At 56.7% G+C, this 26,975-nt stretch carries 26 protein-coding genes; 23 read left to right on the top strand and 3 right to left on the bottom strand.

Features of this window, described 5'->3' with window-relative positions; all coding sequences use genetic code 11:
* Positions 1-157 precede the first annotated feature (157 nt).
* The 5 genes from G583_RS0101220 to G583_RS0101200 are packed head-to-tail and all read left to right on the top strand — an operon-like array spanning position 158 to position 4,871.
* Entirely contained in the window at positions 158-1,294 is a 1,137-nt protein-coding gene (locus G583_RS0101220) for a mannose-1-phosphate guanylyltransferase (protein ID WP_029629155.1), read from the top strand.
* A complete protein-coding gene (locus G583_RS13465) occupies positions 1,291-2,550 on the top strand; it encodes an amidohydrolase (protein ID WP_022869369.1) in 1,260 nt (419 codons plus the stop codon). The genes G583_RS0101220 and G583_RS13465 overlap by 4 nt, the downstream gene beginning before the upstream one ends.
* Complete coding sequence (locus G583_RS0101210) at positions 2,550-2,930, top strand: cytidine deaminase (RefSeq protein WP_022869368.1); 381 nt, start codon at positions 2,550-2,552, stop codon at positions 2,928-2,930. Before G583_RS13465 ends, G583_RS0101210 begins: the two co-directional genes overlap by 1 nt.
* Positions 2,931-2,939: 9 nt before the next feature.
* Positions 2,940-4,208, top strand: coding sequence for a thymidine phosphorylase (locus G583_RS0101205; RefSeq protein WP_022869367.1), 1,269 nt, complete (start codon positions 2,940-2,942; stop codon positions 4,206-4,208).
* A 21-nt stretch (positions 4,209-4,229) separates the two neighbouring features.
* Positions 4,230-4,871, top strand: a complete 642-nt coding sequence (locus G583_RS0101200; RefSeq protein ID WP_022869366.1) for a DedA family protein — start codon at positions 4,230-4,232, stop codon at positions 4,869-4,871.
* 315 nt (positions 4,872-5,186) lie between these two features.
* Here the strand turns inward: G583_RS0101200 and G583_RS0101195 are convergent, their stop codons facing one another.
* The gene (locus G583_RS0101195; protein ID WP_022869365.1) at positions 5,187-5,984 is read right to left on the bottom strand and encodes a hypothetical protein; all 798 of its coding nucleotides are present in this window, start codon (positions 5,982-5,984) and stop codon (positions 5,187-5,189) included.
* A gap of 153 nt (positions 5,985-6,137) precedes the next feature.
* On the opposite strand from G583_RS0101195, the gene G583_RS13460 reads away from it, so the two are divergent.
* From G583_RS13460 to G583_RS0101155, 8 genes are read left to right on the top strand one after another with little or no spacing between them, the layout of a single operon-like run.
* A complete protein-coding gene (locus G583_RS13460) occupies positions 6,138-7,205 on the top strand; it encodes a polyprenyl synthetase family protein (RefSeq protein ID WP_022869364.1) in 1,068 nt (355 codons plus the stop codon).
* Positions 7,206-8,084, top strand: a complete 879-nt coding sequence (locus G583_RS0101185; protein WP_022869363.1) for a phytoene/squalene synthase family protein — start codon at positions 7,206-7,208, stop codon at positions 8,082-8,084.
* A gap of 3 nt (positions 8,085-8,087) precedes the next feature.
* Positions 8,088-9,701 carry a phytoene desaturase family protein gene (gene crtI / locus G583_RS0101180; RefSeq protein ID WP_022869362.1) on the top strand — a complete coding sequence of 538 codons (1,614 nt, stop codon included), beginning with the start codon at positions 8,088-8,090 and terminating at the stop codon, positions 9,699-9,701.
* Between the two features lie 12 nt (positions 9,702-9,713).
* Positions 9,714-10,067, top strand: coding sequence for a lycopene cyclase domain-containing protein (locus G583_RS0101175; protein WP_022869361.1), 354 nt, complete (start codon positions 9,714-9,716; stop codon positions 10,065-10,067).
* Positions 10,057-10,404 (top strand): lycopene cyclase domain-containing protein, encoded by a 348-nt coding sequence (locus tag G583_RS0101170; protein WP_022869360.1) that lies wholly within the window; start codon positions 10,057-10,059, stop codon positions 10,402-10,404. The genes G583_RS0101175 and G583_RS0101170 overlap by 11 nt, the downstream gene beginning before the upstream one ends.
* A complete protein-coding gene (locus G583_RS0101165; protein ID WP_022869359.1) occupies positions 10,391-11,107 on the top strand; it encodes a class I SAM-dependent methyltransferase in 717 nt (238 codons plus the stop codon). The genes G583_RS0101170 and G583_RS0101165 overlap by 14 nt, the downstream gene beginning before the upstream one ends.
* The gene (locus G583_RS13455) at positions 11,104-12,690 is read left to right on the top strand and encodes an FAD-dependent oxidoreductase (protein ID WP_022869358.1); all 1,587 of its coding nucleotides are present in this window, start codon (positions 11,104-11,106) and stop codon (positions 12,688-12,690) included. Before G583_RS0101165 ends, G583_RS13455 begins: the two co-directional genes overlap by 4 nt.
* 1 nt (position 12,691) lies before the next feature.
* Positions 12,692-13,924, top strand: a complete 1,233-nt coding sequence (locus G583_RS0101155; RefSeq protein WP_245540556.1) for a cytochrome P450 — start codon at positions 12,692-12,694, stop codon at positions 13,922-13,924.
* Here G583_RS0101155 and G583_RS0101150 read toward each other — a convergent pair.
* Both G583_RS0101150 and G583_RS0101145 read right to left on the bottom strand, forming a co-directional pair.
* A complete protein-coding gene (locus tag G583_RS0101150; protein WP_022869356.1) occupies positions 13,919-14,395 on the bottom strand; it encodes a pyrimidine dimer DNA glycosylase/endonuclease V in 477 nt (158 codons plus the stop codon). The genes G583_RS0101155 and G583_RS0101150 overlap by 6 nt on opposite strands.
* Entirely contained in the window at positions 14,395-15,609 is a 1,215-nt protein-coding gene (locus G583_RS0101145) for a ferrochelatase (RefSeq protein WP_022869355.1), read from the bottom strand. Before G583_RS0101145 ends, G583_RS0101150 begins: the two co-directional genes overlap by 1 nt.
* Before the next feature lie 130 nt (positions 15,610-15,739).
* Here G583_RS0101145 and G583_RS0101140 point away from each other — a divergent pair, with 130 nt between their 5' ends.
* The 10 genes from G583_RS0101140 to G583_RS0101095 all read left to right on the top strand — a co-directional run bounded on the left by G583_RS0101140 (position 15,740) and on the right by G583_RS0101095 (position 26,931).
* Positions 15,740-16,303: a MarR family winged helix-turn-helix transcriptional regulator gene (locus G583_RS0101140; protein ID WP_022869354.1), complete on the top strand. Its 564-nt coding sequence runs from the start codon at positions 15,740-15,742 to the stop codon at positions 16,301-16,303.
* Positions 16,304-16,657: 354 nt separating this feature from the next.
* On the top strand, positions 16,658-18,205 hold the full coding sequence (locus tag G583_RS13450) for an SDR family oxidoreductase (RefSeq protein WP_022869353.1): 1,548 nt from the start codon (positions 16,658-16,660) through the stop codon (positions 18,203-18,205).
* A gap of 491 nt (positions 18,206-18,696) precedes the next feature.
* A complete protein-coding gene (locus tag G583_RS0101130) occupies positions 18,697-19,929 on the top strand; it encodes an adenosine deaminase (protein WP_022869352.1) in 1,233 nt (410 codons plus the stop codon).
* Between the two features lie 9 nt (positions 19,930-19,938).
* Positions 19,939-20,646: a MazG nucleotide pyrophosphohydrolase domain-containing protein gene (locus tag G583_RS0101125; protein WP_029629149.1), complete on the top strand. Its 708-nt coding sequence runs from the start codon at positions 19,939-19,941 to the stop codon at positions 20,644-20,646.
* A gap of 113 nt (positions 20,647-20,759) precedes the next feature.
* Positions 20,760-21,374 (top strand): hypothetical protein, encoded by a 615-nt coding sequence (locus G583_RS0101120; RefSeq protein WP_022869351.1) that lies wholly within the window; start codon positions 20,760-20,762, stop codon positions 21,372-21,374.
* A complete protein-coding gene (locus G583_RS0101115; protein WP_022869350.1) occupies positions 21,374-21,595 on the top strand; it encodes a helix-turn-helix domain-containing protein in 222 nt (73 codons plus the stop codon). The genes G583_RS0101120 and G583_RS0101115 overlap by 1 nt, the downstream gene beginning before the upstream one ends.
* Positions 21,596-21,779: 184 nt before the next feature.
* Entirely contained in the window at positions 21,780-23,060 is a 1,281-nt protein-coding gene (gene eno, locus G583_RS0101110; protein WP_022869349.1) for a phosphopyruvate hydratase, read from the top strand.
* 203 nt (positions 23,061-23,263) lie between these two features.
* Complete coding sequence (locus tag G583_RS16095) at positions 23,264-23,983, top strand: FtsB family cell division protein (RefSeq protein WP_022869348.1); 720 nt, start codon at positions 23,264-23,266, stop codon at positions 23,981-23,983.
* Positions 23,984-23,992: 9 nt separating this feature from the next.
* Positions 23,993-25,585 (top strand): DUF501 domain-containing protein, encoded by a 1,593-nt coding sequence (locus G583_RS0101100; protein ID WP_022869347.1) that lies wholly within the window; start codon positions 23,993-23,995, stop codon positions 25,583-25,585.
* Positions 25,586-25,587: 2 nt separating this feature from the next.
* Complete coding sequence (locus G583_RS0101095) at positions 25,588-26,931, top strand: S8 family peptidase (RefSeq protein WP_022869346.1); 1,344 nt, start codon at positions 25,588-25,590, stop codon at positions 26,929-26,931.
* The last annotated feature ends 44 nt before the right edge of the window (positions 26,932-26,975 follow it).

Genomic DNA, 26,975 nt, shown 5'->3' with positions numbered 1-26,975 from the left:
TAGACCTGATTTGAGTCTCGCGTTCAGCGCCGGTGCGAGTTGCGTCCTATAGCTATAGGCTAATACTAATCGGTCAGAGAAACGTTAATGCGACATTTTAGACTGAGCCGCAGGTAACTTCAGCGAGTTGTCAGAGATCTGCAATACAGTAGTCTGGGTGAACCAAGAGCAGTTTTCATCATCGCATATTCCGGGGCTTGACCGTTTCTGGGCCGTTATCCCAGCCGGCGGCGTCGGTACTCGCCTGTGGCCATTATCACGTGCCGCGGCGCCAAAGTTTCTTCATGACCTTACGGGGTCAGGTCAGACCCTGATTCGAGCCACCTACGATCGACTGCACCCGTTGGCCGGTGACAACATCATGGTGGTGACCGGTGAGGCCCACCGTGATGCCGTATGCGATCAACTGTCCGGTGTTGCCGAAGAGAACTTCATTCTTGAGCCAGAGCCTAAAGACTCCGCCGCTGCCATCGGTTTGGCGGCCGCCGTGTTATTCGAGGAGAACCGCGATGCCATCATGGGGTCCTTTGCTGCTGACCAGGTGATCGGACCAGACGATGTGTTTCGGACCGCCGTGGCGGAAGCCATCGCTACAGCGGTGACCAACAAAATTGTGACCATCGGTATCAAGCCGACCTATCCGTCAACGGGCTTCGGGTACATTTTCAAGGGTGAAAAGCTCGAGGTTGAGGCTGCGCCGTCGGCGTTTAAAGTCGATAAATTCGTTGAGAAGCCCGAAGCTGATGTCGCGCAAGGTTACGTGGAGTCCGGTCAACACTTTTGGAACGCGGGAATGTTTGTCGCTCCGGTGCGATTGTTACTGCAGCACCTCAAAATCAATGAGCCTGAACTCTTTGACGGTGTGACCGCCATTGCTCGAGCTAGAGTCGTCGGTGATACGACCGACGCCATGGCTGAGATATGGCCTACGCTGCCGAAAACCTCGATTGACTATGCAGTGGCCGAGCCTGCGGCTGAGGCCGGCGATGTGGCTGTGATTCCAGGGGACTTTATTTGGGACGACGTCGGTGACTTTGCCGCCATCGCCCGGTTGAATCCCGCTGCCAATGAATCCGGTGTGACCGTGATTGGGGAAACCCCACGCGTGTATGCAGACGATGCCAGCGGCGTGGTGGTGACCGATACGTCACGTGTGATCGCGCTGATTGGTGTTGAGGACATTGTGGTGGTCGATACCGGCGATGCACTGTTAGTGACCACCACCGAGCACGCTCAGTCGGTAAAACAGGCCGTGGAATCAATCAAAGCCCACGGGGATGATGATGTGCTGTGACCGATAAGCCACAAAACCTTGCCCTCTCAGAGCAGTATCCGGTCCGGGATGATCCCGGGCTGCCGCGTATCGCCGCCGCTGTTCGAGAGGTCCTCGATGCCGCGGTCGAATTTCGACGCGATATGCACCAGCACCCCGAATTGTCGTTTCGTGAACACCGCACAACTGACCGGATTATTTCCACGCTACAAAGTTACGGCCTGAAGCCTCAGCGACTCGACCCCACCGGTGTGTGGGTTGATGTTGGTTCAGGGCCGGTGGTGTTAGGCATTCGTGCTGATATCGATGCGCTGCCGGTTCAAGAGTCCACCGGATTGCCCTATGCCTCAATTCATGACGGCATCGCACACGCTTGCGGTCACGATATTCACACAACCGTCGCCTTGGGCACCGCCGTCACCCTACATCGACTGCTGGCAGGCCAAACAGGAGTCTCCCTGGGCGACCTTGAACTGACCGGTCGGGTACGAATAATCTTCCAAGCGGCCGAGGAAACATTGCCTGGCGGTTCGCTGGAAGTCATCCGCCAGGGCATTCTGGATGACGTGCCACGAATTATTGCTCTGCACACCGATCCGGGTTTCGACGTCGGAACCATTGCGACGCGCATCGGGGCCATAACCTCTGCCACCGATACCTTGCGCGTCACTCTGACCGGCAAGGGCGGCCACACTTCCCGGCCGCAACAAACTCAGGACGTCGTCTTTGCGTTGGCACAGATTGCCACCCAGGTTCCAGCCATCCTGTCACGGCGTATCGATGTGCGCTCGGGTGCGCAACTGACCTGGGGGCATATCCAGGCGGGTCACGCCCCGAATGCTATTCCCTCCACCGGTCAACTCTCGGGGACTTTCCGAACCCTGGATGCGGCCGCTTGGGAATCGGCCGGGCAGCTGCTCGACGAGGTCATTGGCCAAGTGGCCGCGCCCTACGGTGTCAAAGTCGAGCTGCAACACGTGCGCGGTGTGCCACCGGTAGTCAACAATGAAGCAGAAACCGATCTGATCGAAGATGCCACGCGATTCGAACTGGGCTCACGGACCATCGAGCTGGCCGAACAATCCATGGGCGGGGAAGACTTCGCCTGGATGACTCAGAAAATCCCGGGTTCGATGCTGCGTCTTGGCACGCGCACGGCCGGTGGCCCAACCTACGATCTACACCAGGGCGACTACAACCCCGATGAACGTGCTATCGGTGTTGGCATCCAAATTTTTACTCAGGCTGCACTACGAACGCTTACCGGGGCAGCCTGATGGAAGCACACGCCCAGCTGCATGCCGTCGCCAGTGAAGTCCTGCCGCGGGCTTACGCTCCGTACTCGCAGCACCCGGTAGCCGCCGCTGCGTTGGACACCGCCGGTGTCATCCACACCGGCGTGAATATAGAAAACGCTTCCTACGGGGTCACCCTGTGTGCCGAATGCTCACTGATTTCCTCTTGGCGTCTCAACGCCGGAGCCGAGCTGACCCACTTGGTGTGTCTCAATGCCGCACGAGAGTACATCACCCCGTGTGGCCGGTGCCGTCAGCTGCTGTACGAACATGCCCCGGTTACGTTGTCGATCGCCACCCAACACGGTCCGATTACGCTGGGCGAATTGCTCCCCATGGCATTCGGACCCGAGAACCTCTAGGACTAAGCCATGCACAACGCCGTAGAAATCATCACCGCAAAACGCAATGGAGTTGCGCTATCCGCCGAGCAGATCACGTGGATGGTGAATGCTTACACCACGGGGGAGGTCGCGGATGAGCAATTCGCCGCACTGGCCATGGCTATCTACTTTCGGGGTCTCGACGACGCTGAATTGCTAGCGTTAATGACCGCTATGCTCAATTCTGGTTCCACACTGGATTTTTCTGACCTTGGCAAACCCACCGCAGATAAGCATTCCACCGGGGGAGTGGGCGATAAAATTACGCTGCCGTTGACCCCGCTCGTTGCCTCATACGGTGTTGCCGTGCCACAGCTTTCAGGCCGCGGCCTGGGCCACACCGGCGGGACGTTGGATAAACTTGAGGCCATTGAAGGATTCCAGGTCGATCTCACCGAAGCGCACATTCGGGCTCAACTGGCTGAAACCGGTGGGGTTATCTGTGCACCAACCGGTGAACTGGCTCCGGCGGATAAGAAAATCTATGCACTGCGTGATGTCACGGCAACCGTTGACAGTCTTCCGCTAATCGCGTCGTCGATCATGTCCAAGAAACTTGCCGAAGGCACGGGCACCCTGGTCCTGGACGTCAAAACCGGCTCCGGCGCCTTCATGCAGGACGAAGAGGACGCTCGACAACTGGCCGCAACCATGGTCGCGTTGGGCAAAGAATTCGGTGTCAACACCACAGCCGTGCTGACCCGCATGGATAGTCCGCTGGGCTATACGGTTGGCAACGGGATCGAAGTTGAAGAAACACTCGAGGTGCTAGCCGGCGGCGGTCCCAACGACGTCGTTGAACTGACCCTCACGCTAGCCCGCCATATGCTGCAGGGTGCAGGTATCGATGCTGATCCTGCCGAACATCTAGTCAATGGCAAGGCTATGGACACGTGGCGTGCCATAGTAACGGCCCAACACGGTGCTCCTGATGCACCGCTTCCCACGCCCAGCCACGAACATACGATCCTGGCACCCGCATCCGGTGTGTTGTCCAAGCTCGATGCCCGTTCCGTGGGTGAGGCGGCCTGGCATCTAGGCGCCGGACGCCAGTATCAAGGCCAATCGGTACAGGCCACGGCTGGCATACGATTGCATGTCAAACCCGGAGATGCGATTGTAGCCGGTGAACCACTGTTCACTCTCGCTACGGAGACCCCGGAGCGTATTTCAGTAGCCGAAGAGATCCTGCAGAATGCTATCGACACCGCCGACGCCTACAGCGCACCTGAACTCATCGTTGATGTCATTCGTTAATACACGGTAAGGACCACAAGCTTGCTGGACTTTGTTGAAGAGCTCATCCTCGGTGCCGCCGAGGCATGGTGGATGCCGCTCGCCGTGTTTCTGCTCAGCCTGATTGACGGGTTCTTTCCGGTGGTCCCATCCGAATCAGTGCTGATAGCACTCGCCTCGATCTCGGGTGTACGCAACGGGATCAGCCTAACCACCATCTTCTTTATGGGCTGGTTCGGTGCCTTCATCGGCGACCAGATTGCCTACTGGCTGGGTCGAACCATAGGGGTGAAGCGTTTCCGGTGGATGCGCACTCGATCCGTGGTTCGGGTTATCGGGTCAGTCCAAAAAACGCTGAAACACTCCGGATCGCTGGTCGTCATGACCGCGCGCCACATTCCCGGGGGACGGGTTGCGGTGAACTTTATCGCCGGGGCCACCCGCATGAAGGTTGTGAAGTTCATGAGCCTGGACTTCGTCTCAGCTGCTATTTGGGCAGCGTATTCCATTGCTATCGGCTATTTCACATCCGGGTGGCTGGAGAATACCGTGCTCCAAATTGCTTTGGCCCTGGTGTTGGCGGCCCTGCTCGGATGGCTGATAGATCGAGGGATTAAAAAGTTGATATGGTCGCGAATGAACAAAACGACTCCACAAGATGCCGTTGATGACCAACTGGCCTAGATGAGTAAGTCCTAATTTTCGTGGGGCTACTGGGCGAGGAAATTGTGTCTTATCGGGCGCTTGAGACCTGTTAAGCGTGGGCGTTAAAGGCTGAAAACTGTCAGCTACTGGGTTCAAGATCCTCTCTGGGCGAGTGGATCGCCTCCACGTCGAGTCCGAGGCCAACCCCGTGGACCGGATTGCGGTTGGAGACGACTGCGGCGTTCGCGTAGACAGTCCGGTGATTCAGTCATTGGCACCACCCGGTGTTACCGCTGGCAGGCCAAGACCCTGCCGACGTGGTTGCAGCTCTCTAGGGAATCAGCGCGTAACGAGCTACCAGTTTGAAGCTGTGCGACGCTGCGTGAGCACTCGAATAACGACGGTGCCGAGCAGAACAAGAGCCGCGGCAATCACAGCGCTCCAGACAATGATGCTCGACTCGTAATCGCCGTCAGTTCGCGCAACGGCCAACCAGGAAAGACCCCAGCTGATCGCCAAGGCCGGGGCAATGTAGCCTCGGGTGAAGACAGCTAAGCCCAGTCCAACGGCCACGACCACAGCCAAAATCCCAATGGCAGCCCATTCCCACCCCGCGAACCTGTCGACGCCGAGCGTGGCCACCCACGCTGCCACATTCGCCGTGACGGCAACGCATACCCAGCCCAGGTACACTCCGAACGTGCCGTGCGTGAGCAGCGTGTCGGTCGTCGAGGATGGCGATGTTGCCCGCAAGATCAACAGGATACGAATCAGGACCGCCAGGAGCACGACGATGACCGCAACGCTGACCAGTAACAACTCCAGTTGCACCGAACCAATCCAGGCAGCATTTAAGATGGCTGAGAGTGATGCCCAAGGTCGCAGCTGTGCCTGCCGGGCCGAAGCCCGTTGAGCGGGCAGTAACTGGAAGATCGCATACGCAGCAAGGCCGGCGTATACCACGCTCCAGATACTAAATGCGGTTCCAGCCGGGGCGAACGGTGTCGCATCTGCCGACAGCGCTCCATCGGCCGCTTCGCTAATTGGTGTGCCGCCCAGCGCCCCGCTGCCAATAAATGACAGTACGATTGCTGCGACGACGGACACGATGGTCACGATCGGCATGACCCAACTATTCTTCTGCTGCTCCATTGCTGCCTTCCTCTCTGGGACATGAATCAGTGGTCACAGCTGCTATCATAGTTAGCCAAGCTAGTAATTTAAGTCACCGCGCAGGTAAAGTCTGTTTTTATCTACGCAACAGTTCCGTGTGTTGCAGGTGCCACGATGTGATCAGGAGGAGCGATGAGCATTCAAGCCCAACTCATCCCACAAACCGAACCTGGCAAGAACTTCCATAACGCACTCGAGCAGCGCCTGGAGCAACTGTTCAAGGAGCAGACAGCCACGGCCCCAACCCCACACATGGCCCAACTTTGGCAGCAGATTTCCAAAGCAATCGATGGTGGCAAACGTGCCCGGCCCATGCTCGTGTATCTGGGGTACCGCACCGTCAGCGAAGATCCCGAACCCCGCTTGATCGAGATCGGTTGCGCCTTTGAATTGTTGCACACGGCCTTAATCATCCATGACGACATTATCGATCAAGATTTCGTACGCCGCGGTGAGCCAACGTTGTCAGCGCATTATCGTGATGCCGCGCTTGCTGAAGGCAAAGCACAGCACGCTGCCGAACATATCGGTCATGCTGCTGCGCTGTTAGCTGGTGACGTTCTGATCTCTCAAGCCATCCAGCTCCTCCACAATGCATGCCACGATCTGGCTTGCGGCAACCGGGTGGTCGACTTGTTTCAGGCGGCAATCCAGCAGTCAGCGGCCGGAGAACTCGATGACGTGTTATTCAGTGCGGATTTTGGTACACCGGATCTTGATGAAGTGCTGCGTATGCACCGACTCAAAACCGCGGCATATTCGTTTGAAACGCCTCTGGTCATCGGAGCACTACTGGCTGGCGCAACCGACGAACTGCTGACGCGCCTGAGTGAACTCGCCGGCCTGCTCGGCAGCTGTTATCAAATCATTGACGACGTCCTGGGCACCTTTGGAGACTCCACAACTACCGGTAAACCGAATGATTCCGATCTGCGAGAAGGCAAAGCAACCGTGCTCATCGCCCTGGCAAAAAACATTGAGACCGCAGCACCGACCATCGCCGGGTGGCGTGCCGGAACCATCGACAACGATACCGTGCGACAACTGCTGATCGACCTGAACATTGAACAACGAGCTCGAAATCTTGCTGATCAATACTGCGCACAAGCTCAACAACAGGTCGATGGTTTGGCGATCCGGCCAGAGGCCCACGCTTCGTTCCGGCATCTGATCAATGAGCTGTTGCAGAGGAAACACTAAATGAAACACCGCACTGCACTGCACCTGTACACCGAAGCAGCCATTTCAAGCTCAGGTAAAGTCATTGACGCGTATTCCACCTCATTTGGACTAGCCCGCCGATTTCTCGGTAGAGCGGCACGCCGCGACATCGACAACATCTACGCCTTAGTCAGACTGGCCGATGAAATTGTCGACGGCGTCGCAGAAGAAGCAGGCCTGGATCACCAGACTATCGCAACCGAACTTGAAGGACTCGAAGCACAAACAGAAACCGCCATTGCCACCGGGTACAGCACAAATCTGGTGGTGCATGCCTTTGCGACCACTGCCCAGCACCACGGTATTACCACCCAGCTGACGCGGCCGTTCTTTCGATCCATGCGGGCCGATTTGTACCGTCAAAAACACACGGCCGAAAGTCTAGAAGACTATATCTATGGTTCTGCCGAAGTGGTAGGGCTGATGTGTCTGGAGGTATTTCGCCACATGCCCGGGACCGATACCCAGTACGATGAACTTCTCTCGGCGTCAGCGCGACGGCTCGGTGCAGCATTCCAAAAAGTGAACTTTTTGCGGGATCTAGCGACCGATTACCAGGGGCTGGGCCGATCCTATTTCCCGGGCGTCGATCCGGCGAATTTTGGTGAGGCCCGGAAACAACGCCTGGTCGATGAGATTCGAGCCGACCTTGCCGCAGCTGAACCCGGTATGAAAAAACTCGATCGTCGGGCCCGCATCGGTGTGGAGATGGCCCACCGATTATTTAGCGAACTCACTGACGCACTGGAGCACCGCCCCGCCGCGGAACTGTTGACACGCCGGGTACGCGTCAAGAATGCACGAAAACTCGCCATTGCAGCGCAAACCGTATCCGCCAACTTGTTGAAGAAGAAATAGTTCATGACACACACAACGTCCGCGGTGGTGATTGGAGCCGGTGTTGCCGGACTAGCCACCGCAGGCCTACTGGCCAAAGACGGGTACGACGTGACCGTCTTAGAGAAACAAGATGATGTTGGCGGTCGAGCCGGAGTCCTCAAGGACGACAGTTTCCGCTGGGATATGGGGCCGTCCTGGTGGTTGATGCCCAGCGCATTCGAACATTTCTATGAGCTGATGGGGACGTCGGTCGAGGCCGAACTCGACCTTGTACAGCTCAATGAGCCCGCCTTCCGAGTCTTTACCGAGGGGTATCAGCCTCTCGATGTCTCCACGGGGGCACAGAATGTTATCGAGCTGTTTGACCAGTTAGAACCTGGTGCCGGTGCCGAGGTCGAGCGCTACCTGGCAGGTATGGAAACGGATTACCGGTTGTCCATCGAGCGGTTCTTATACACAAACTTCACAGAGCTGCGGGGACTGACCTCCGCCCAAATCATGCGGCGACTCGGCCGATTGGCACGCAAATTTACTCGGTCGCTCGATGCTGATGTAGCGGCCCAGTTCGACCACACTCAGCTGCGACAACTCCTCACGTATGCGGCAGTATTTTTATCCTCCGCACCGAAAATCACCCCCGCGTTCTACGGGATTATGAACTACACGACTTTGGTTGAAGGGGTTGCCTACCCAATGGGCGGTTTCGCAACCTTCATTGATTCCTTGCGCCGGCTCGCGGTTAACGCTGGAGTGCGAATTCATACCAGCGCAACGGTCGAAGAGATTCATCACGACGCCGGCAAGCCACAACGGGTCAACGGTGTCACATACCGTGATGACACCGGTGAGCACTATCTGGCCGCTGACGTTGTGGTATCCGGTGCAGACCGGCACCACACCGAAACACAACTGGTGTCAGATCCCCGTTCGGCCAGGCCGAAGTACTGGCGGCGCAGAAACCCGGGCCTCAGTTGCGTGCTGGCGTACCTCGGAGTTGAAGGCGACCTACCGCAGCTAGCCCACCACTCGTTATTCTTCAGCCAGGATTGGGATCCAGACTTCGAGGCGGTCTTCCCGAAGCTGTCATCTCGCACCGCGCAGCACGACCCAGGTGCATACTCGGAATCGCTGTACGTGTGCCGTTCCAGTGCGACCGATCCGAGCGTGGCGCCGGAAGGACACGAAAACGTCTTCGTCCTTATCCCTGTACAGGCCACCAAAGATGGGATCGTCGGCAGTCTCAACCACGACGAAGATCCAGACACCACGGCCATCGTGGATGCAGCCATTGACCTGATTGCCCAACGTATCGGCGTGGATGACCTGGCACAACGCATTGTCGCTCGCCACACGGTAGGTCCCGGAGATTTTCAAGAACGCTTCAACGCCTGGCAAGGCAACGCATTGGGGTTGGCTCACACCCTGGCGCAGTCTGCGTTCTTCCGCGGTTCCAACGCGTCACGACATATTGATGGCTTGTACTTTGCCGGGGCGACCACAGCACCCGGCGTCGGACTACCAATGTGTTTAATTTCGGCAGAAAACATTATCAAGCGGCTGCGTGATGACACCTCAACCGGACCGCTGGCAACACCACTGCAACCGACTACAACCCGTCCTACTCACAACCGTTAGGGAAGGAATACTTTGGCGCAATATGAATACCTGATACTGATGGCCGCGTGCGTGGCGATCACCCTACCCCTGGAATTTCTGCTCCGCGCCCGGGTGTATCGACGGCTCCCGTTGATGTTGCCCTCCGTTGGCGTCGTCCTCCTCGTGTTCGGGATCTGGGATGTATTCGGGATCGCCCGAGGTCATTGGACCTATAACCCCGAATTTATCACCGGCATCCACCTGGGCATCATGCCGCTAGAAGAGCTCGTGTTCTTCGTCGTTATCTCGCTGTGCGCGCTGCTCAGCTATGAAGGTGTGTCCACGGTGCTGCGCTGGGCGGCCAAACGCAAACAAACCGAAGGGAGCAACTCCGATGTGGCCTGAATACACCGTATTGACCGTTGTGGGCATCATCGTTGTGGTGCTTATCGAACTGTTCGTGGTTCGCAGCGGAATCTTCCGCAAACCGGCTTACTGGCTGGCAATGGCCATTTGCTTGAGCTTCCAAATCCTGGTCGACGGCTATCTGACCAAACTGTCCAACCCCATTGTCTTGTACAACCCCGACCACATGCTGGGTCTCCGCTTCCCGTGGGACATTCCCATCGAAGATTTCGGCTTCGGCTTTGCCATGCTCACCACCGTGTTGATGGTGTGGCAGGGTTTAAAAAATCGTCGCGAGCGCCAAGCGCAGGAGGTCACAGTCGATGTCACTCAGTGAAGCCTTCTCACGTTCTGCACGCCGCTACGATCTGTTGACCCGATTGAACCCCGGGTATCGACGCGAGCTGCGCCGTGCCGCCAAAGCCTTAGCCCATGGGCTAACCAACAAGGAATCGCCGGTCATCTGGGATCTCGGGTGCGGAACTGGACTCAGCACCCAAGCTCTACTGGACACGGTGCCGGACGCACACGTCATCGGCGTTGATGCCTCCGACGGCATGTTGAACTTTGCCCGTGAAAAATCCTGGCCCAACGGTACCGAGTTCATTTTGGAATCAGTTGAAAACCTCGCGTCCAACGACGCCTTCGACAATGCTCCGGACGGCGTGTTCGCAGCGTACCTGTTGCGCAACGTGCCCGAGGCAGAGCGTACTGCGGTGCTGACCAGCATTCGCGAGTTGATGAAACCCGGCACACCACTGGTGCTGCACGACTACTCGGTCTCCGAATCCCGGTGGGCACAAGCCAAATGGACGATTGTATGCTTTGCGATCATCATCCCACTCGCAACACTCGCCGGCGCCAAAACCAGCCTGTTCACCTACTTATGGAAATCGGTGCTGGACAACGAGGCCACAGCTACCGTACTGCAACGTCTGGTACAGGCCGGATTCCATCACGCATCGGTGACTACAGCAAAGGGCTGGCACCGCGAAGTCCTCCACACCTACACCGCCGTGAACCAAGAAGGACTCGCATGAGCCGATTCAACAAGCACACTGCACCCAACGCGCCACGAGACCCGTATGCCGAGACGCTTCGAGCTCATCGTGGCCATGACGCCGTAACCACTCCTCGAACCGTAGCGGTCATCGGCGGCGGGATTGCCGGACTTGCTGCGGCCACCGGTCTAGCAGAACGCGGCGTTGACGTGACGCTCTACGAGGCCGCCCCGCAACTTGGCGGCCGGGTGCGATCCTGGCCCACCGGTGACGGGCGAAATATGAGTCGCGGATTTCACGCATTTTTCCGCCAGTACTACAACCTCCGTGCGCTGCTGCGGCGCACCGACCCCGCACTGGACCGGTTGACCCCGGTTGCCGACTATCCGCTGCAAACCGAGCAGGGTCTGACCGACTCTTTCGAGTCAATTCCCCGCACCCCACCGTGGAACCTGGCCGCGTTTGTGCTGAACAGTCCGACCTTTCCACTAACCGGGCTTGCCGAAGTCGACCTAGCTAGCGCCTTTGAGCTGATCGATCTGGACTTCCCGGAAGGCCTGAGCCGCTACGATCACGAATCGGCCGCCGATTTCCTGGACCGGCTACGCTTCCCGGACGGCGCCCGCCACCTGGCGCTCGAGGTCTTCGCACGCTCATTCTTCGCCCACCCTAAAGACTTTTCCGCCCGGGAACTGGTGACCATGTTCCACACCTACTTCACCGGTTCGGCAGAAGGTCTGCTGTTCGATGTGCCCATCGATGACTTCAACACCAGCCTGTGGGATCCACTTGGAACCTACCTCGAAGATCTCGGCGTCAGCATCCATACTGAGCAATCGGTAACGCAACTACACCAGGACCCAGACGGCTGGCATGTGACCACTGAGCAGACCACTGTGACCGTTGATGCGGTGGTGTTAGCGGCCGATCCGCGTTCGTCGAGACGCCTGATCGCCCAGATCGAGGATGCAACCCGCGAACTGATCAGTCTTCAGCACAGAGCCAAACGTCGTCGAAACGCGCCTGCGTTTGCCATCCTGCGACTGTGGTTATCCGATACTGTTGCCGACGACAGGGCGGAGTTTCTGGGTACGAGTGGCTATGCTGTGCTCGATAATATTTCGGTCCTGGAGCGTTATGAAGCCACCGCCAAGACATGGACCGACGAACACGGTGGCTCAGTGGTGGAACTACACGCCTACGCCGTCGATACGCCGGCTGATCCAACCTCCCAGGACGCTCAGGCCATTCGCGCAGCTCTGCTCGACGACATGGTGCGGGTCTACCCCGAGACCCAGCACCTGGAGATCGTGGCCGAAGAATACCTCGTGCATGATGATTGCGGACTAGCGGACGTTTCACCGTGGCATGACCACCCGGAAGTCACCACCGGCATCCCAGGACTCGTGCTGGCGGGGGACTGGATCCGCTGTGAGCTGCCCGTGGCCCTGATGGAACGGGCCGCTACCACCGGCTTCTTGGCTGCCAACCAATTACTGGCGGGTTGGGATGTCACCGGTCATGATCTGGAGTCGCCACCACGCCGCGGCTTATTGCGACGCAGTGCGCCGGGCCGGTTGCTTCGAAAATTCGCGCTTACAGAACTCACAGAAAGGGGATAGATTGACGACTGAACAATCCGGCTGCCCCATGCATGGCTCTGCGCCGGGTAGCGATCGGAAGGCAAGCAAACCCGGCGAAACGGCCACCGGCCGCGTCACTCAGCGGAACAAGATGTGGCACATCGGCTCGTTGGCAGCGGCCAAGGAAGTGTTGTTGGCACGGCATTCCACACTGCAGGCTGGTTTTACTGCCGAGTACATTCCTCGCAATGTTTTCCGCAACCATCCGATCCTCATTTCCGACGGCCCCCAACACGATCAACAACGGCGCAACGTTGCCCGATTTTTCGCACCCAAAGTTGTGGCATCCCGGTATGGCACACTCATGGAGGCGGTCGTCGATAAGATCCTTGACCAGGCTCAACGCACCGGGAGCATCACCTTCGATCAGGTGGCGCTCTATTACACGGTCGAAGTCACCGCGTCGATCGTTGGCCTCACCCACGCAAGAGTCCCAGCACTGGCCCGCCGGTTAGAAAAATTCTTCCGCCAACCGCCGTTAGACCGCAGCAAACCCCAGCTCGGGCGTACCAAACGTCAGTGGATGTCCGCCGCGCATAACGGCATCGGACCGGTACTTGGCCTGTTGATCTTTGACGTCCTACCGGCTGTTTGTTCGCGTACTAAAGCCCCGCGTCAGGATGTTATCAGTCACCTGATTGAGCAGGATTACAACCTGGCAGACATTCTGGTCGAGTGCGTTACCTACGGCACCGCCGGGATGGTGACCACCCGTGAATTCATCACCATGGCCTGCTGGCATCTGCTAGACAACCCGGCATTGCGTCAGCGTTATGTGGCCGCCGAAGAAGCCGAACGCTTGAGCATCTTGGCCGAGCTGATCCGGTTGGAACCACCCGTGGGACATCTCTACCGTCGCGTCACCGAAAATTTTGACGTCACAGATAGGGACGACACCTACACGCTGGCAACCGGGGAGCTCGTGGATCTTGATATTCGCAAAACCAATGCTGACGCGGACGCGTTTGCCCACGATCCACTTCGGGTCTGCCCCGACCGTGAGCGCAGCGAGGGAGTCCAGGATGTCGGCCTGAGTTTCGGTTTTGGCGCCCACGGCTGCCCGGGTCAACCGCTAGCACTACGTGAAACCGATGCCCTGTTGCATCGGCTGCTCGCACTGCCCGTCGCCAGGGAGTCAGAACCAACCATCAGCTGGGATGACTTGATCGAAGGGTACAAGATCAGAGGGCTGACCCTCAGCGTCGGGTCATGATGCTCTGGGGCGTTCCCAGGTGGCAATCGGACCGGCAACCGGTGTGAATAATGGATGCACCGGTACCAGCTCGTCGGTCGTCTCCAACGCTTTGGCATGCTCAGCTAAAAACTCGGGGGAGCGCTGAAAGAGCTTAGCCCGCAAATGGGAAAGCTCGAAGCCTAGCTGGCCAAACGTCACGTCAATCCGCCCGATATGCCCGAAAGCGTCGACGTGCTGATCCGGCGGCTGGGCGATCTTCCCGGCATCGAAACGGTACCCGCGGGCCAGGGATTCTTCGTGGATTCCCACCAGATACGCGCCGATAGCAGCTTCGGGTTCCGGGTGTGCCCGAAAGCGTTCCACCTGAGGATGTGCTGTATAGCCGCGGGTGTGTCCCAACAGCACCGCTTGGGCAAGCAGGGCCTCGCGCCATCCGGCGACAAGACCCTGTCGGTCCAGCAGACATGGGTGTAAAGACCACAGCCGCATTAGGGCTGCAACCCTGCTGCAGCGGGGCTGAAGCCCCGTCGCACATTCTCACAGCATCCGGGCCGACAGACGTCATACCAGGGGCCCAGAGGTGTCACGTGCTCTCGTTCAGAGACTGCCCGAGCTTCGATTCGCTCGGAAATAAGATCCACCAGACCTGAGACAAACTCCGGGTGCACCCCCGGAGTCGGGGTGCGTGCCGCGAGGAGGCCGGCCTCTGCTGCAGCTTCCATCGCTTCTTCATCCAAGTCCCACAACACTTCCATGTGGTCACTGAGAAAACCGAGTGGCACAATGACCACGGCCTTGACACCTTCATGAGGCAGCTGGGCTATCCGGTCGCACACATCAGGTTCTAACCAGGGTTGCGATGCTGGACCCGAGCGCGATTGGTACACCAGCTCCCACGCAGTGTCAGCCCGGGCTGGTAATTCGGAGCGCAGGTGATCCATGATCACGCCGCCTACCGCCATGTGCTGGGCAGCATAAGCTCCGCCTTCGCCCAGCTCAAGGTCTGCTGGACCTGAACGGCTCGCATCGGTCATCGGGATCGAATGCGTGGCAAAGAGCACGCGAATTTCCGACGGCGCCAAGCCCTGCGCTTCAAAGCTACGCAGAGCCGTGTCCACGCCCTCAATAAAGGGTGTGACAAACCCTGGATGATCAAAGTATTGGCGAACCTTATCGATGGTTACCGTCCCTGCCAAGCCGGTATCGACCAGCGCACGGGCAAAATCTTCACGATACTGTCGGCAACTGGAGTAAGAGCTGTACGCGCTGGTCGCCAATCCTAAGAGCCGCACATGACCGGCGTCGGCGGCTTGCTGGACCGCATCTTCCAGATACGGTGACCAGTTACGGTTGCCCCAATACACAGGCAGTTCAATGCCACGGCTGGTGAGTTCTTTTTGCAAGGCCTTCCGTAGTTGGGCGTTGTGCTCATTGATCGGGCTAACACCGCCGAAGTGTCGGTAGTGGGTGGCCACTTCTTCTAGCCGCTCATCGGGGATGCCTCGGCCGGCAGTAACGTTGCGCAAAAAGGGCAGGACGTCTTCTTGGCCTTCTGGGCCGCCAAAACCCGCAAGCATGATCGCGTCATAATGCTGTGGTTGAATGGCATGTGGTGCACCGGATTGTGAGGCCGGAGATGCGAAAGGGACGTCGTCGACGGCGTCACTGCTGATTGCGGCCGTGGGATGACGGGATTCAGGCATGGTATTCCTTTATGAGTTCAGGATCGTTCTATCGGGACGCTTCGATGGGGCGTATTATAAGTAAAGCATCAGGAACGTAGAGTTCTCACGCAACGAGAAAACAATTTAGTTAGAATGGCTAATAGTTACTGTGGCTAACAATACTGGAAAAACCCCGGACTCGTCGAATGCAGCTGCATTCCGAAAGCTGTCGCTGCTGGATCCGAGGACAATAGACCCAGACCAAGAGTTGGTCTCAACAGCCGATTTTAATGCCCAAGACCTTGATCAAATTGTTGAAGTCATGGAGTCGATGCGCAAGTGGCGACTGACCGAGCGCAAGCTCAACGAGGCGTCACAAAAGTATATGGGACTCGGTGAGAATGACATGCGCGCAGTCCGATTCATGATCGCGTCGCAGCGCCATGGCGAGCTGGCCACAGCAAGTCATGTCGCCAAACATCTTGGGATTACCACGGCATCGGTGTCTCGCATGATTGATCGACTGGTCGCAAATGGTCATGTTCGACGTCTTCAGCACCCTGAAGATCGGCGGAGTACGGTTTTGGAAGTCACTGAAGCAACCCAGACTGTTGCGCGGCAGTCGGTTGGAAACAACCATGCCAAACGCTTTTACGCGATAGCAGAGCTCACTCCGCATGAACGTGCGGCAGTCATCAAATTTTACGCTGCCATGATCGCCACGGGATCTTAATGGCGAGTCACTCTGAGAGCCACAGCCCGTCTAGTGCTGGTACCTCGAGTGCGGTCGGAACTATGCATGGGCAAGCAAAAGACTGCCTAGTGATCATTTATGGCATGTTGCTGCTGGCCTTTTCTGATCGCCGTTTGCACTTGGGTGTTTCAAGTTTCCCTCCGTAGATTATCTGGTGTCATAATTGTTTTGAGGGTGCCTATGGCAGCCGTTTGGTTCACACTTACGTGAAATGCTTGCGTGTAGCCAGGCTGACACGACACCACTGGCCATTGATGCCTTGGTGCCCGACAGAAAGCCATATCCCAGCCCACACTCAGCATGCGACCAGACTCCATTTATAGGTTGAACTACATGAACTCAACGTCCGCATCACCTCTTGAACTGCAACTTCCATCCGGTGATGACCGGCTCGTACTAGTCACTGGTGCCACCGGTTACGTTGGTGGCCGACTGATACCTGAATTACTCGCGGCCGGGTTTAGGGTACGTGCTTTAGCGCGCAATGTGAAAGATCTTGAGGGGAGAGCATGGTTTCATTGCATTGAAACGGCCCAAGGTGACCTCCAAAATCTTGATGATTTATCAGAAGCGTTCAAAGGTGTACATACGCTGCTCTATCTGGTGCATTCGATGGGCTCTACTGCTGATTTCGAGCAGCGTGAAGCCGATATAGCTCGAAACGTCACATCAGCCGCCGCGGCCACCGGTGTGCACCAAATCGTCTATCTAAGTGGTTTGCACCCTGATAAGCCGGCCGACGAGCTATCTGCCCACATGCGTTCACGCGAACAAGTTGCCCAGATCTTATTAGCCGGAGTTGTGCCCACCATAGTGTTTCGCGCCGGCATAGTGATCGGGTCCGGCTCAGTGTCGTTTGAAATCATCCGCCACCTTGCCGAACGGCTTCCGCTCATGCCAGGTCCCAGCTGGTTGGGCAACCAAATTGAACCCATAGCGATCCGCGATGTGCTGTACTATCTAGCTCATGCTTGCGCACTGGCGAGCTCAACCAACCGAGCGTATGACATTGGTTGTGGCAGAGCTCAGACCTTTGCGTCGATGTTAGAACAGTATGCTCAAGTCGCAGGTTTAGCGCGGCGTAGAGTCTTGGCCCTTCCCATTCCGGCCCAACGTTTGTCGGGTTTTTGGATAAGCATGGTCACGCCAATTCCACGTGGTATAGCTATGCCATTGGCAGCGTCGATGGCAGAGGACGCAGTGACCGAGGAACATGATATTGGTGATCTTATTTCCGATCCGCCAGGCGGATTGACTGACTACAGGACGGCCTGCAGAAGGGCTCTTGGACGCCAAAGGAGTGGCCCATTAGATGTCACGTGGGACGACGATGTGTTGACCGACGAAGCTCGGAATCCTGCTGATCCGTTACCTTCAGACCCAGTATGGGCAGGGCACACGGTATATACCGATACGCGTAAACGTGACGGCAATGCGCCCGTTGAAGCTGTCTGGGAGATTATAGAGACTATTGGGGGAAAGCGGGGGTGGTATTCCACGCCGGTTCTTTGGCGGCTCCGCGGTCTCTTGGATCAAGCCCTTGGTGGTTACGGCTTAGCCCGCGGTCGAAAAAATGCGGATCGACTGCGCGTGAATGATCACGTTGATTGGTGGCGGGTTGAATCTGTGGAGCCCGGTCGCATGGTGACCCTGCGAGCTGAAATGCGCGCCGGCGGTCGCGCATGGTTGCAATTCCAAGTTGAACAGAACACTGATGGTGGTAGCCGGTTATATCAACGCGCAGTATTTTTCCCCACAGGTCTGGTCGGACGAGCTTATTGGAGGGTCATCCAACCCTTCCACGCTCTGGTTTTTCCCGCCATGGCGAAGAATATTCTTGCAGCTGCTGAGCGTGAGACTTCTCAGGGAATGACCGACTGAGGCCACCGGATAAGGTCGTGTGGTTCAGAAGATAGTACTGCACCAAGATTCTTGTATCTCTTGGACAGCCTTTTCAGTTTGATATTGCGGTCTTACTGCTGTAGGTGGAATCCCGCGGTTGAATCAGGCAGTCAAAGTTGGGCAAGAGGAGCCACCCTGCTGCTCAATGCGAAGTAGGTCATGCAAAACCGCTGCGTCATTGGTCTTGGCTAAGAGAAGACGATAAGTCATGCCAGTGCAGTCAGACACCCTGAGATGGATTGCTTAGAGCCATAAACCGGGATGTCTGTACATGTTTTGCCCCACTATTTTGCCCGCGAGTCATTGACGAAGACGCACCACGGTTTGTAGACAGCATTAGCAAGCGGCTGTGTGCGGTGCTGGTTAAGATGCCTGACGAACTCAACGAATACTAAGTTAGCGTACATGCTGAATACCACACGTATCTCGGGAAGCGACCTAGGAATTAATCATCTAGACTCGTACTCGTGATGAATCAGGAAGCCACAGACGCCGAAGCCACCGCCCCAGAAGACGAACTCCAATTGGACCCGTTTGCCCTTGATTTGGGAGCATTGCCCAAAGTATCGCTACACGATCACCTCGATGGTGGACTACGCCCAGCAACCATTGTGGAACTTGCCGCTGAAGTCGGACACCAGCTCCCAGCAGACAACGAGCAGGATCTAGCCACTTGGTTTTCTGAGGCAGCCAACGCCGGTTCACTGCCAAAATATCTTGAAATGTTCGACCACACTCTGGCGGTCATGCAAACCGCTGAGGCGCTAGAACGTATAGCCTACGAATTTTCCATGGATTTAGTAGACGACGGCGTCGTCTACGGCGAAGTCCGCTGGGCTCCAGAGCAGCATACCCAACAAGGCTTGAGCCTGGACGAAACCGTCAATGCCGTCACAGCCGGCCTCGAACGAGCGATGCAAGCACTCGACGGCGGATTACAAGTACATCAAATTCTTTGCGCCATGCGGCAAAACTCTGCCGAAAACGCCCAAGAAATTGCTGAACTGACCCACCGTCACCGCCCTCACGGGTCAGTCGTGGCCTTTGATATTGCCGGACCAGAACTCGGGTTCCCCGTCAGTAATTTCGCTGATGTCTTCGCCTGGCTCGATGATCGTTTTGTGCCCATCACCATTCACGCTGGAGAAGCTGATGGTGTTGACTCCATCGGGAGTGCACTCACAGCCGGCAGAGCGCTGCGCATCGGCCACGGAGTCAACATGATTCAGGATCTCTCTTCGGTCGAATTAGACGATGAACAAGACATCTTGGTGTGGGGCGACATTGCGAACCGCACGCTCTACAACAACACCGTGCTGGAGCTCTGCCCGACCTCCAACCTACAAACGGCAGCCGTGGAAATGGGGCCGGAAGACGCGCCCCTCGAGAATCACCCGTTCGACCTGCTATATCGTTCTGGGTTTGCGGTCACAGTGAACCCAGACAACCGGCTGATCTCGGGCGTCTCGCTTACCGATGAGCTATATACCCTGGCCGCGGTGTATGGCTACACCATGATCGATCTCCTCGAGTTCCAGCTCAACGCCGTCAAAGGCGCCTTCCAAACCGAGTACGCTCGCGACCAGTTGCGTGAATTTATCGAGTTCTCCTGGATGGACGTGATTGCTGGTGTCCACGATGAAAACGACCCCGATGCGCCGGTACTGTTTGTAGAGTTTGAAGACGACGAGGACCAGGAATAAGTTCGTCTCATGTCTGAAACTGGACTACAACGGCTCGTATGGATCACCGCTCAGCTGCGTGAGTACTGTCCCTGGACCCAGGATCTGACACATCATCAGTTGACCGAATACCTCATTGAAGAGGCATACGAAGCCGTTGAGGTCATCGAATCGCTCCCAGCCGGCAAATGGGATGAATCCGCGAAGCAATCTGGCACCTACGAGGAATTTCGTAAAGAACTCGGAGATGTGCTGTTTCAAGTGACCCTGCATTCTGCCATCGCGCAGCAAGCTGGGGCTTTCGACGTCAATGATGTTGCCGATGCGATCAGTGAAAAAATGATTCGCCGCAATCCACATGTCTTTGCTTCAGACGGAAAATTACTGTCAGATGCCAAGCTCGGGGCGATTACGGTAAAACAAGTCGAGAAGAACTGGGAACAGATCAAACAGGCAGAGAAGTCCGACGAACCTTTTGCAGCGGCTTCGTCATCGATATATAACCTACCACCGGGATTGCCTGCGCTGGCAGCAGCCGGAAAGATCGTCGACCGTGCCGGCCGCCAACCTCAGAATCCACTCGGCGAATCGCCCGACGCGACAACGTTGGAAATCGACGTCACACAAGACGATATTGGGGCGCAGCTCTTTGAACTTGTGCGCATTGCGAGATCGGGCGGCGTTGATTTGGAAGCAGAGTTACGTCAGCACCTTGGGCGAATAGATCGACAAGGATAGCCTTCGGCATCGCGCCACGCATGCGCTTGAAGTCTGAACTTTGTCCTCGATACACTTTTAAGAATTTGAGCATATCGATTGTCGTTAATATCGAAAGTCGATATGCTTGATGCATGGAGACGACCTTTACAGTCCGCCGGACCGATCGACGCAAGTTAGATGTGACCATCGTGCTGTTTGGTATTGCGGTGATTCTTGTGCTGTTGGATGGCGTGACCAGATTCTGGCATCAGGTCACAGAGCGGATCGTACCGATAGACATTACCGCGGGTGCTGGAGCTATCTCATCTCAAGCGCCAAGCGGCTCGAATCTGATTGTAGCCGGCGAAACACAATTAAACGTGGCCACCTCGGAAGTCGGCATGGCAGCAATCAGCTGGCTCAGATCTGCTCAGCTATTAGAAACTCTTTGCCTCGTCTTTGTCTTGATCACAGCAGCGTTGTTCATCCGCAGGATCGCAACAGGACGACTTTTTGATATGGCGTTTAATCGTCGTCTCAACCTGATGTTGGCAAGTGTTGTTATCTGGATGGTGCTGCCCAGTGTTGCTCAGAACCTCGGTGCCAGAATCGCTATGCAAGAACTTGGTTTAGAGGCACAAGATGGCTGGGGTTTGAGCCCCGCCCATTTCTGGTTATTTGCCCTAGCGATTGTGGTGCTCGGCGCCGTGAAGGTGGCGTTCCATAGCGCCGGGCAGCTGGCGCGCGACCAACAAGGAACAATTTGATGACCTCTGACGCCGAAGAACATCGCATTACGTGCCGATTGGATGAAATATTGCAGCAACGTCAAATGACGCTTGCTGAACTTTCAAGACGTGTAAATATCAGTGTTGTGAACTTATCAGTTCTGAAAAATAACCGTGCACGAGCTATCCGGTTCACTACGCTGACGGCACTATGCGATGAACTCGCATGCACACCAGGAGAGTTATTCGTTGTCGAGTAGTTGTTGCACTACAGTCGCCACTTGCAGTGTGATATTGCGAACAAAACTGGCAAGACGAACCAGTAGGTCTGCCACAACCTCATAAAATATCGGCAAGGTAGCCGGCAGTCGATACACTAGGGCTTGACTGTATGTCAGAGGGCACCCAAACGGTGACCATACTTTTTTCAAGGAGATTGCACTCATGGCTTTTATTGATGCCATTCATGCACGTGAAATTTTGGACTCGCGCGGCAACCCAACCGTTGAAGTTGAAGTGCTGCTCACCGACGGTTCCCTGGGACGCTCCGCAGTTCCATCGGGTGCCTCAACCGGTGAATTCGAAGCTGTAGAACGTCGTGATGGCGACAAAGACCGCTACCTGGGTAAAGGTGTGCTGGGAGCAATCGACTCGGTAAACACCCTGGTTGCCGATGCTCTGTATGGCGTCGACGCCACCTCACAGCGTGACGTTGATCAGGTTCTGCTCGACCTCGATGGCACCGAAAACAAATCCAGCCTCGGTGCGAATGCCATCTTGGGCGTCTCCATGGCGGTAGCTAATGCTGCCGCAGCCTCGACCGATCAGCCATTGTTCAAGTACCTCGGCGGGGCCAACGCACACGTCCTGCCGGTACCGATGATGAACATTCTCAACGGTGGCGCACACGCAGACACCAACGTTGATATCCAAGAATTCATGGTCCTGCCAGTTGGTGCTGCCTCCTTTGCTGAAGCACTGCGCTGGGGTACTGAGATCTATCACAGCCTCAAAGCCGTTCTGCAGGCAAAAGGCCTGGGTACCGGATTGGGCGATGAAGGTGGCTTCGCACCGGAACTCGACTCGAATCGCCAGGCACTTGAAGTCATCGTCGAAGCTATCGAAAAAGCCGGCTACACCGTGGGCGACGATGTCGCACTGGGCCTCGACGTTGCGTCCTCCGAATTCTATAGCGATGGCGCATACACCTTCGAAGGCGAAAAGCGTGACGCCGCTGCCATGATTGAGTACTACGCCCAGCTCGTTGAAGACTTCGCGATCATCTCCATTGAAGACCCACTAGATGAGCAGGACTGGGAAGGCTGGACACAGTTGACCGCCAAGCTCGGCAGCAAAGTCCAGCTGGTTGGCGATGACCTTTACGTCACCAACGTCACCCGCTTGCAACGTGGCATCGATGAAGCGGCAGGTAACTCGGTGTTGGTCAAGGTCAACCAGATCGGCACGATGACCGAAACCTTCGAAACGATTCGTTTGGCCCAAACCAATACCTTTGCCTGCGTTATCTCACACCGTTCCGGTGAAACCGAAGATACCTTTATCGCTGATCTAGCGGTTGCCACCAACGCCGGTCAAATCAAAACCGGTGCACCGGCACGCTCTGACCGCGTCGCAAAGTACAACCAGTTGCTTCGCATTGAAGAAGAACTCGGTGACACGGCACGCTACGCCGGCGCCGCAGCTTTTCCACGTCTAGCTCGCTAAGACGTCCAGACCCTGACACCGCGGCTGGAAAACCTCCAGACGCGGTGTCGGTCTGTTAAGAACACATAGCAATTCTGAACGCTGACTGAGAATACCTGGCACATACGGTGTTGGAGCCAGCTGAATCGCCTCGGTGGCGACTACACTAGTTAGACTGCAACCAGCTGCTGGGAGGTGACGATACGGTGCCGAAGAAACCGCGCATGCCAAAAAATGTGCCGCCGGAACAACCCGCGGAGAACACGCCAGAAGAAGACGCCGCGGACGAGGCAGTCATCATTGATAAACCCGCATCCGTCACCAAAATTAATGCCGGGACTGACCCGGAAAAGAAGCCGGGGAAACGGGAACGCACACCAGAGCCAGAAACTGACGAAAGAATACAACCTGCGCCGCGCTCTAAAATGCGTGAACGACTGCTAGCTTCGTCGAAAAATACGAAGAGCACATCAAAGCAGCGCAAGACCAAACGGATCGATGACGATATTTGGGATCGAGCCGACCGGGCTGAATCATTCGAAGATCGCCCCGAACCGGCTCGCCAATTTTCAGGACGTGCCGTGGCGCTGCTCGCAGTGCTGTTTATTGCCGCGCTCATCATGGCACAACCCCTGCAACTGTTACTAGAGCAGCAGGCTGATATCACACACGCTCAGCAGCAGTTGAAACAAGAAACAGAACGCCAGGAAGAACTCGAGACCGAACTAAAGCGCTGGAATGATCCTGCTTTTGTGCAACAGCAGGCCAGAGAACGCTTCAACATGGTGATGCCGGGGGAGCGGAAGTACCTGGTGCTCGATGATGAACAAGAAGAAGACAAACTAGCGGAAACCGAACCAGGGATTGCTCCGCTCGATGAAGACGTTGAGAAGGGCTGGGCAGACCGCCTCTGGGGTTCAGTCCTGTCATCCGGTCAGGAATAAAGGAAACACGTGACCAACCAGAAACAACCAACCGCCCAAGATCTTGATACCTTATCGAGGCAACTCGGGCGCCCCGTTCGTGATGTCGCTGAAATCGGTGCTCGCTGTGTCTGTGGTAATCCGTTGGTAGCCACCACCGCTCCCAGACTGAGCAATGGGATACCGTTTCCGACCACGTTTTATCTGTCCCACCCGCACGCCACCGCAGCTGCATCTCGGTTGGAAAACGCCGGAGTGATGGACGATATGACACAACGGCTGGCCGACGACGCAGAACTTGCACAGGCGTACCGCTCTGCTCATGAACAGTACTTATCCGCACGCGCTCGGGTCGGCGAAGCCGCCGGCGTTGGACCAGTCCCAGAAATTGCCGGGATCACCGCTGGTGGCATGCCGGAACGTGTGAAATGTGTGCACGTACTTGTTGGCCATGCCCTGGCCGAAGGGCCTGGAGCGAACCCGCTGGGCGACGAAGCTCTCGCTATGATGCGTGATGAATTTGATCCGACGGTCTGCCGTTGCGAGGGTGCCTGGAACATCGAAGGTGACGCTCCACAAAAAGACCTGTCACGGCACACGCGTCGTCTGCGTAGGGCAGGGAAAACCAACCCCATCCAGTATGACGAGGCTGGTACCGGCCCAGTTGCGGCCATTGATGCTGGCACAAACTCGATTCGCCTCCTGATTGCACGCGAAACCAAGGAGGGCATTGAAGAGCTCCACCGGGATATGCGTATTGTGCGCCTTGGCCAAGGTGTCGACGAAACCGGTGAATTCGCACCGGAAGCACTGGAACGCACTTTTGCTGCGGTGGATGAGTATGCTCGTGAAATCACCCGGCATGGCGCTCACCCCACCCGCTTTATCGCCACATCGGCGTCCCGGGACGTTTCAAACCGTGATGAGTTTGTTTCTGGTATCCGCCAACGCCTCCATGCGACTCCCGAAGTCGTCAGCGGTGAAGTTGAAGCTCAACTGACTTTCTCTGGTGCTGCGTCCGCGCTGGATACTTCGAGCTGGGACCGCCCCGTTCGAGTAGCCGTCGTAGACCTCGGGGGCGGATCTACCGAAATCGTCTTGGGAACCATCGATCCGGGCGATGGTACCGCACAGATTACCGCGCAGACTTCAATGGACGTTGGCTGTGTGCGCTTTCACGAACGGTACCAATTTGATGACCCGCCAACCCAACAACAGATCACAGCGGCCCAAAATGATCTGACACAGCGACTGGCTGAGCTGGCACCGGATGAATTCGATTTCACGAACCTCGATGCCGTTGTGGGTGTGGCGGGCACGATCACCACGATCACCGCGGCAGCACTCGGGCTTGAAAGCTATGATCCCGAAGCCATCCACGGCGTAGAAATCGACATCGAACAGCTGGCCGAGACTGCTCAGCAACTCATCGGTGAAACCACCACCGAGCGTAGCCAGTATGGCTTCATGCATGAAGGTCGCATCGACGTCATCGGTGCAGGAGCCGTCATCTGGGCCCAGCTGCTGGACCATATCCGCACAGCCACAAACAACACCGTGACAACGGCAATCACCAGTGAGAAAGACATTCTGGACGGCATCGCCCTGTCACTGCTGAGGTAACGATGTACAAAAAGGCACTTGCTGGGTTGACCGGTATTGCGCTGACCACGCTACTTGCCACCCCCGCCGTTGCAGACTCCTGGCGCGACGAACAGTACTGGTTGGACGACTACGGCTTTACCACTGCGTGGGAGACTTCACGCGGTGAAGACGTGACCGTTGGCGTCATTGATACCGGCATTGACGATTCACATCAGGACCTCACAGGACAGGTTGCCGGAGGCTATGACGCATCCGGCACCGGAGAGGCCGACGGCACCACATCCATGGGCCCGGACCCGAATCACGGCACCATGGTTGCCTCACTGATTGCTGGACACGGCCACGGTGATCCTCCCGAAACCGAAGACGACGAAGATTCTGAAGGCGACGAATCTGACGAGGAATCGGATGATGAAGCCTCCGAGGAACCAGAAGAACTCGCCCCCATTGATGAATACGGCACCGATGGAATTCTAGGCACCGCACCAGAAGTTGAACTGCTGTCTGTTTCGGTCCTGTTGGACGACACCGTGGAAGATGTTCCCTCCGTCGACGAGCAAATTGCCGACGGGGTGACCTGGCTTGTGGACCAGGGCGTCGACGTCATCAATATTTCCCTGGCATCCACCGAACAAGACTGGCCAGAATCCTGGGATGACGCCTTTCTCCACGCTGAGCAAAACGACGTAGTGGTGGTAGTTGCCGCCGGCAACCGGGCATCCGGCTCTGATGTGGTTGGTGCGCCAGCGACGATCCCTGGCGTGCTGACCGTAGCCGGCCTTGACGAAGACGGGACCGCCTCCTGGGATGCTTCGACTCAAGGTATTACCATCGGTGTCGCCGCGCCCGCAGATCCGCTGATCGGGGCCGTTCCCGGTGACGAATACGCCGAATGGTCGGGGACCTCGGGAGCTGCTCCATTAGTTTCGGGACTTGCTGCACTCATCCGTGCTGAGAATCCCGATATGTCTGCCCACCAAGTCATCAATCGCATTCTTTCCACCGCAGAAGATACCGGTGATGCAGGCCAAGACAAGCTCTATGGTCGCGGTATCGTCGACGCCCACGAGGCATTGACGGCCGACGTTGAACAGACCAATGCCAATCCCATGGGATCCATCCAAGAGTGGATCACGATGCACCGTCGCGGTGAAATCGAAGATACTAGCGGTTCTGACGAGGATCGGGAAGTCGCCGGCCCGGTCGAGTACCCAAGCGAACCGCCGGTCGCCGCAGACCAACCAGACGAGACGAATATTGTGCAGCCAATCGTCGTCATTGGCTTTGGTGTGCTGGTGTTCGCGGCCATCGCGGCCGCCATATTCCTCCGTCAAAAACGAACTGGTCAACAGACCGACTCGTGACTTTGGTAAAAACTTCACAAACTTGATCCGACCCTACTAAGGTG

The sequence above is a fragment of the Yaniella halotolerans DSM 15476 genome (genome assembly GCF_000420805.1).
In the GTDB taxonomy this organism is placed as follows: domain Bacteria; phylum Actinomycetota; class Actinomycetes; order Actinomycetales; family Micrococcaceae; genus Yaniella; species Yaniella halotolerans.
The sequence above is the reverse complement of the archived record's forward strand: the minus strand, read 5'-3'. Positions and strand labels throughout refer to the sequence as shown.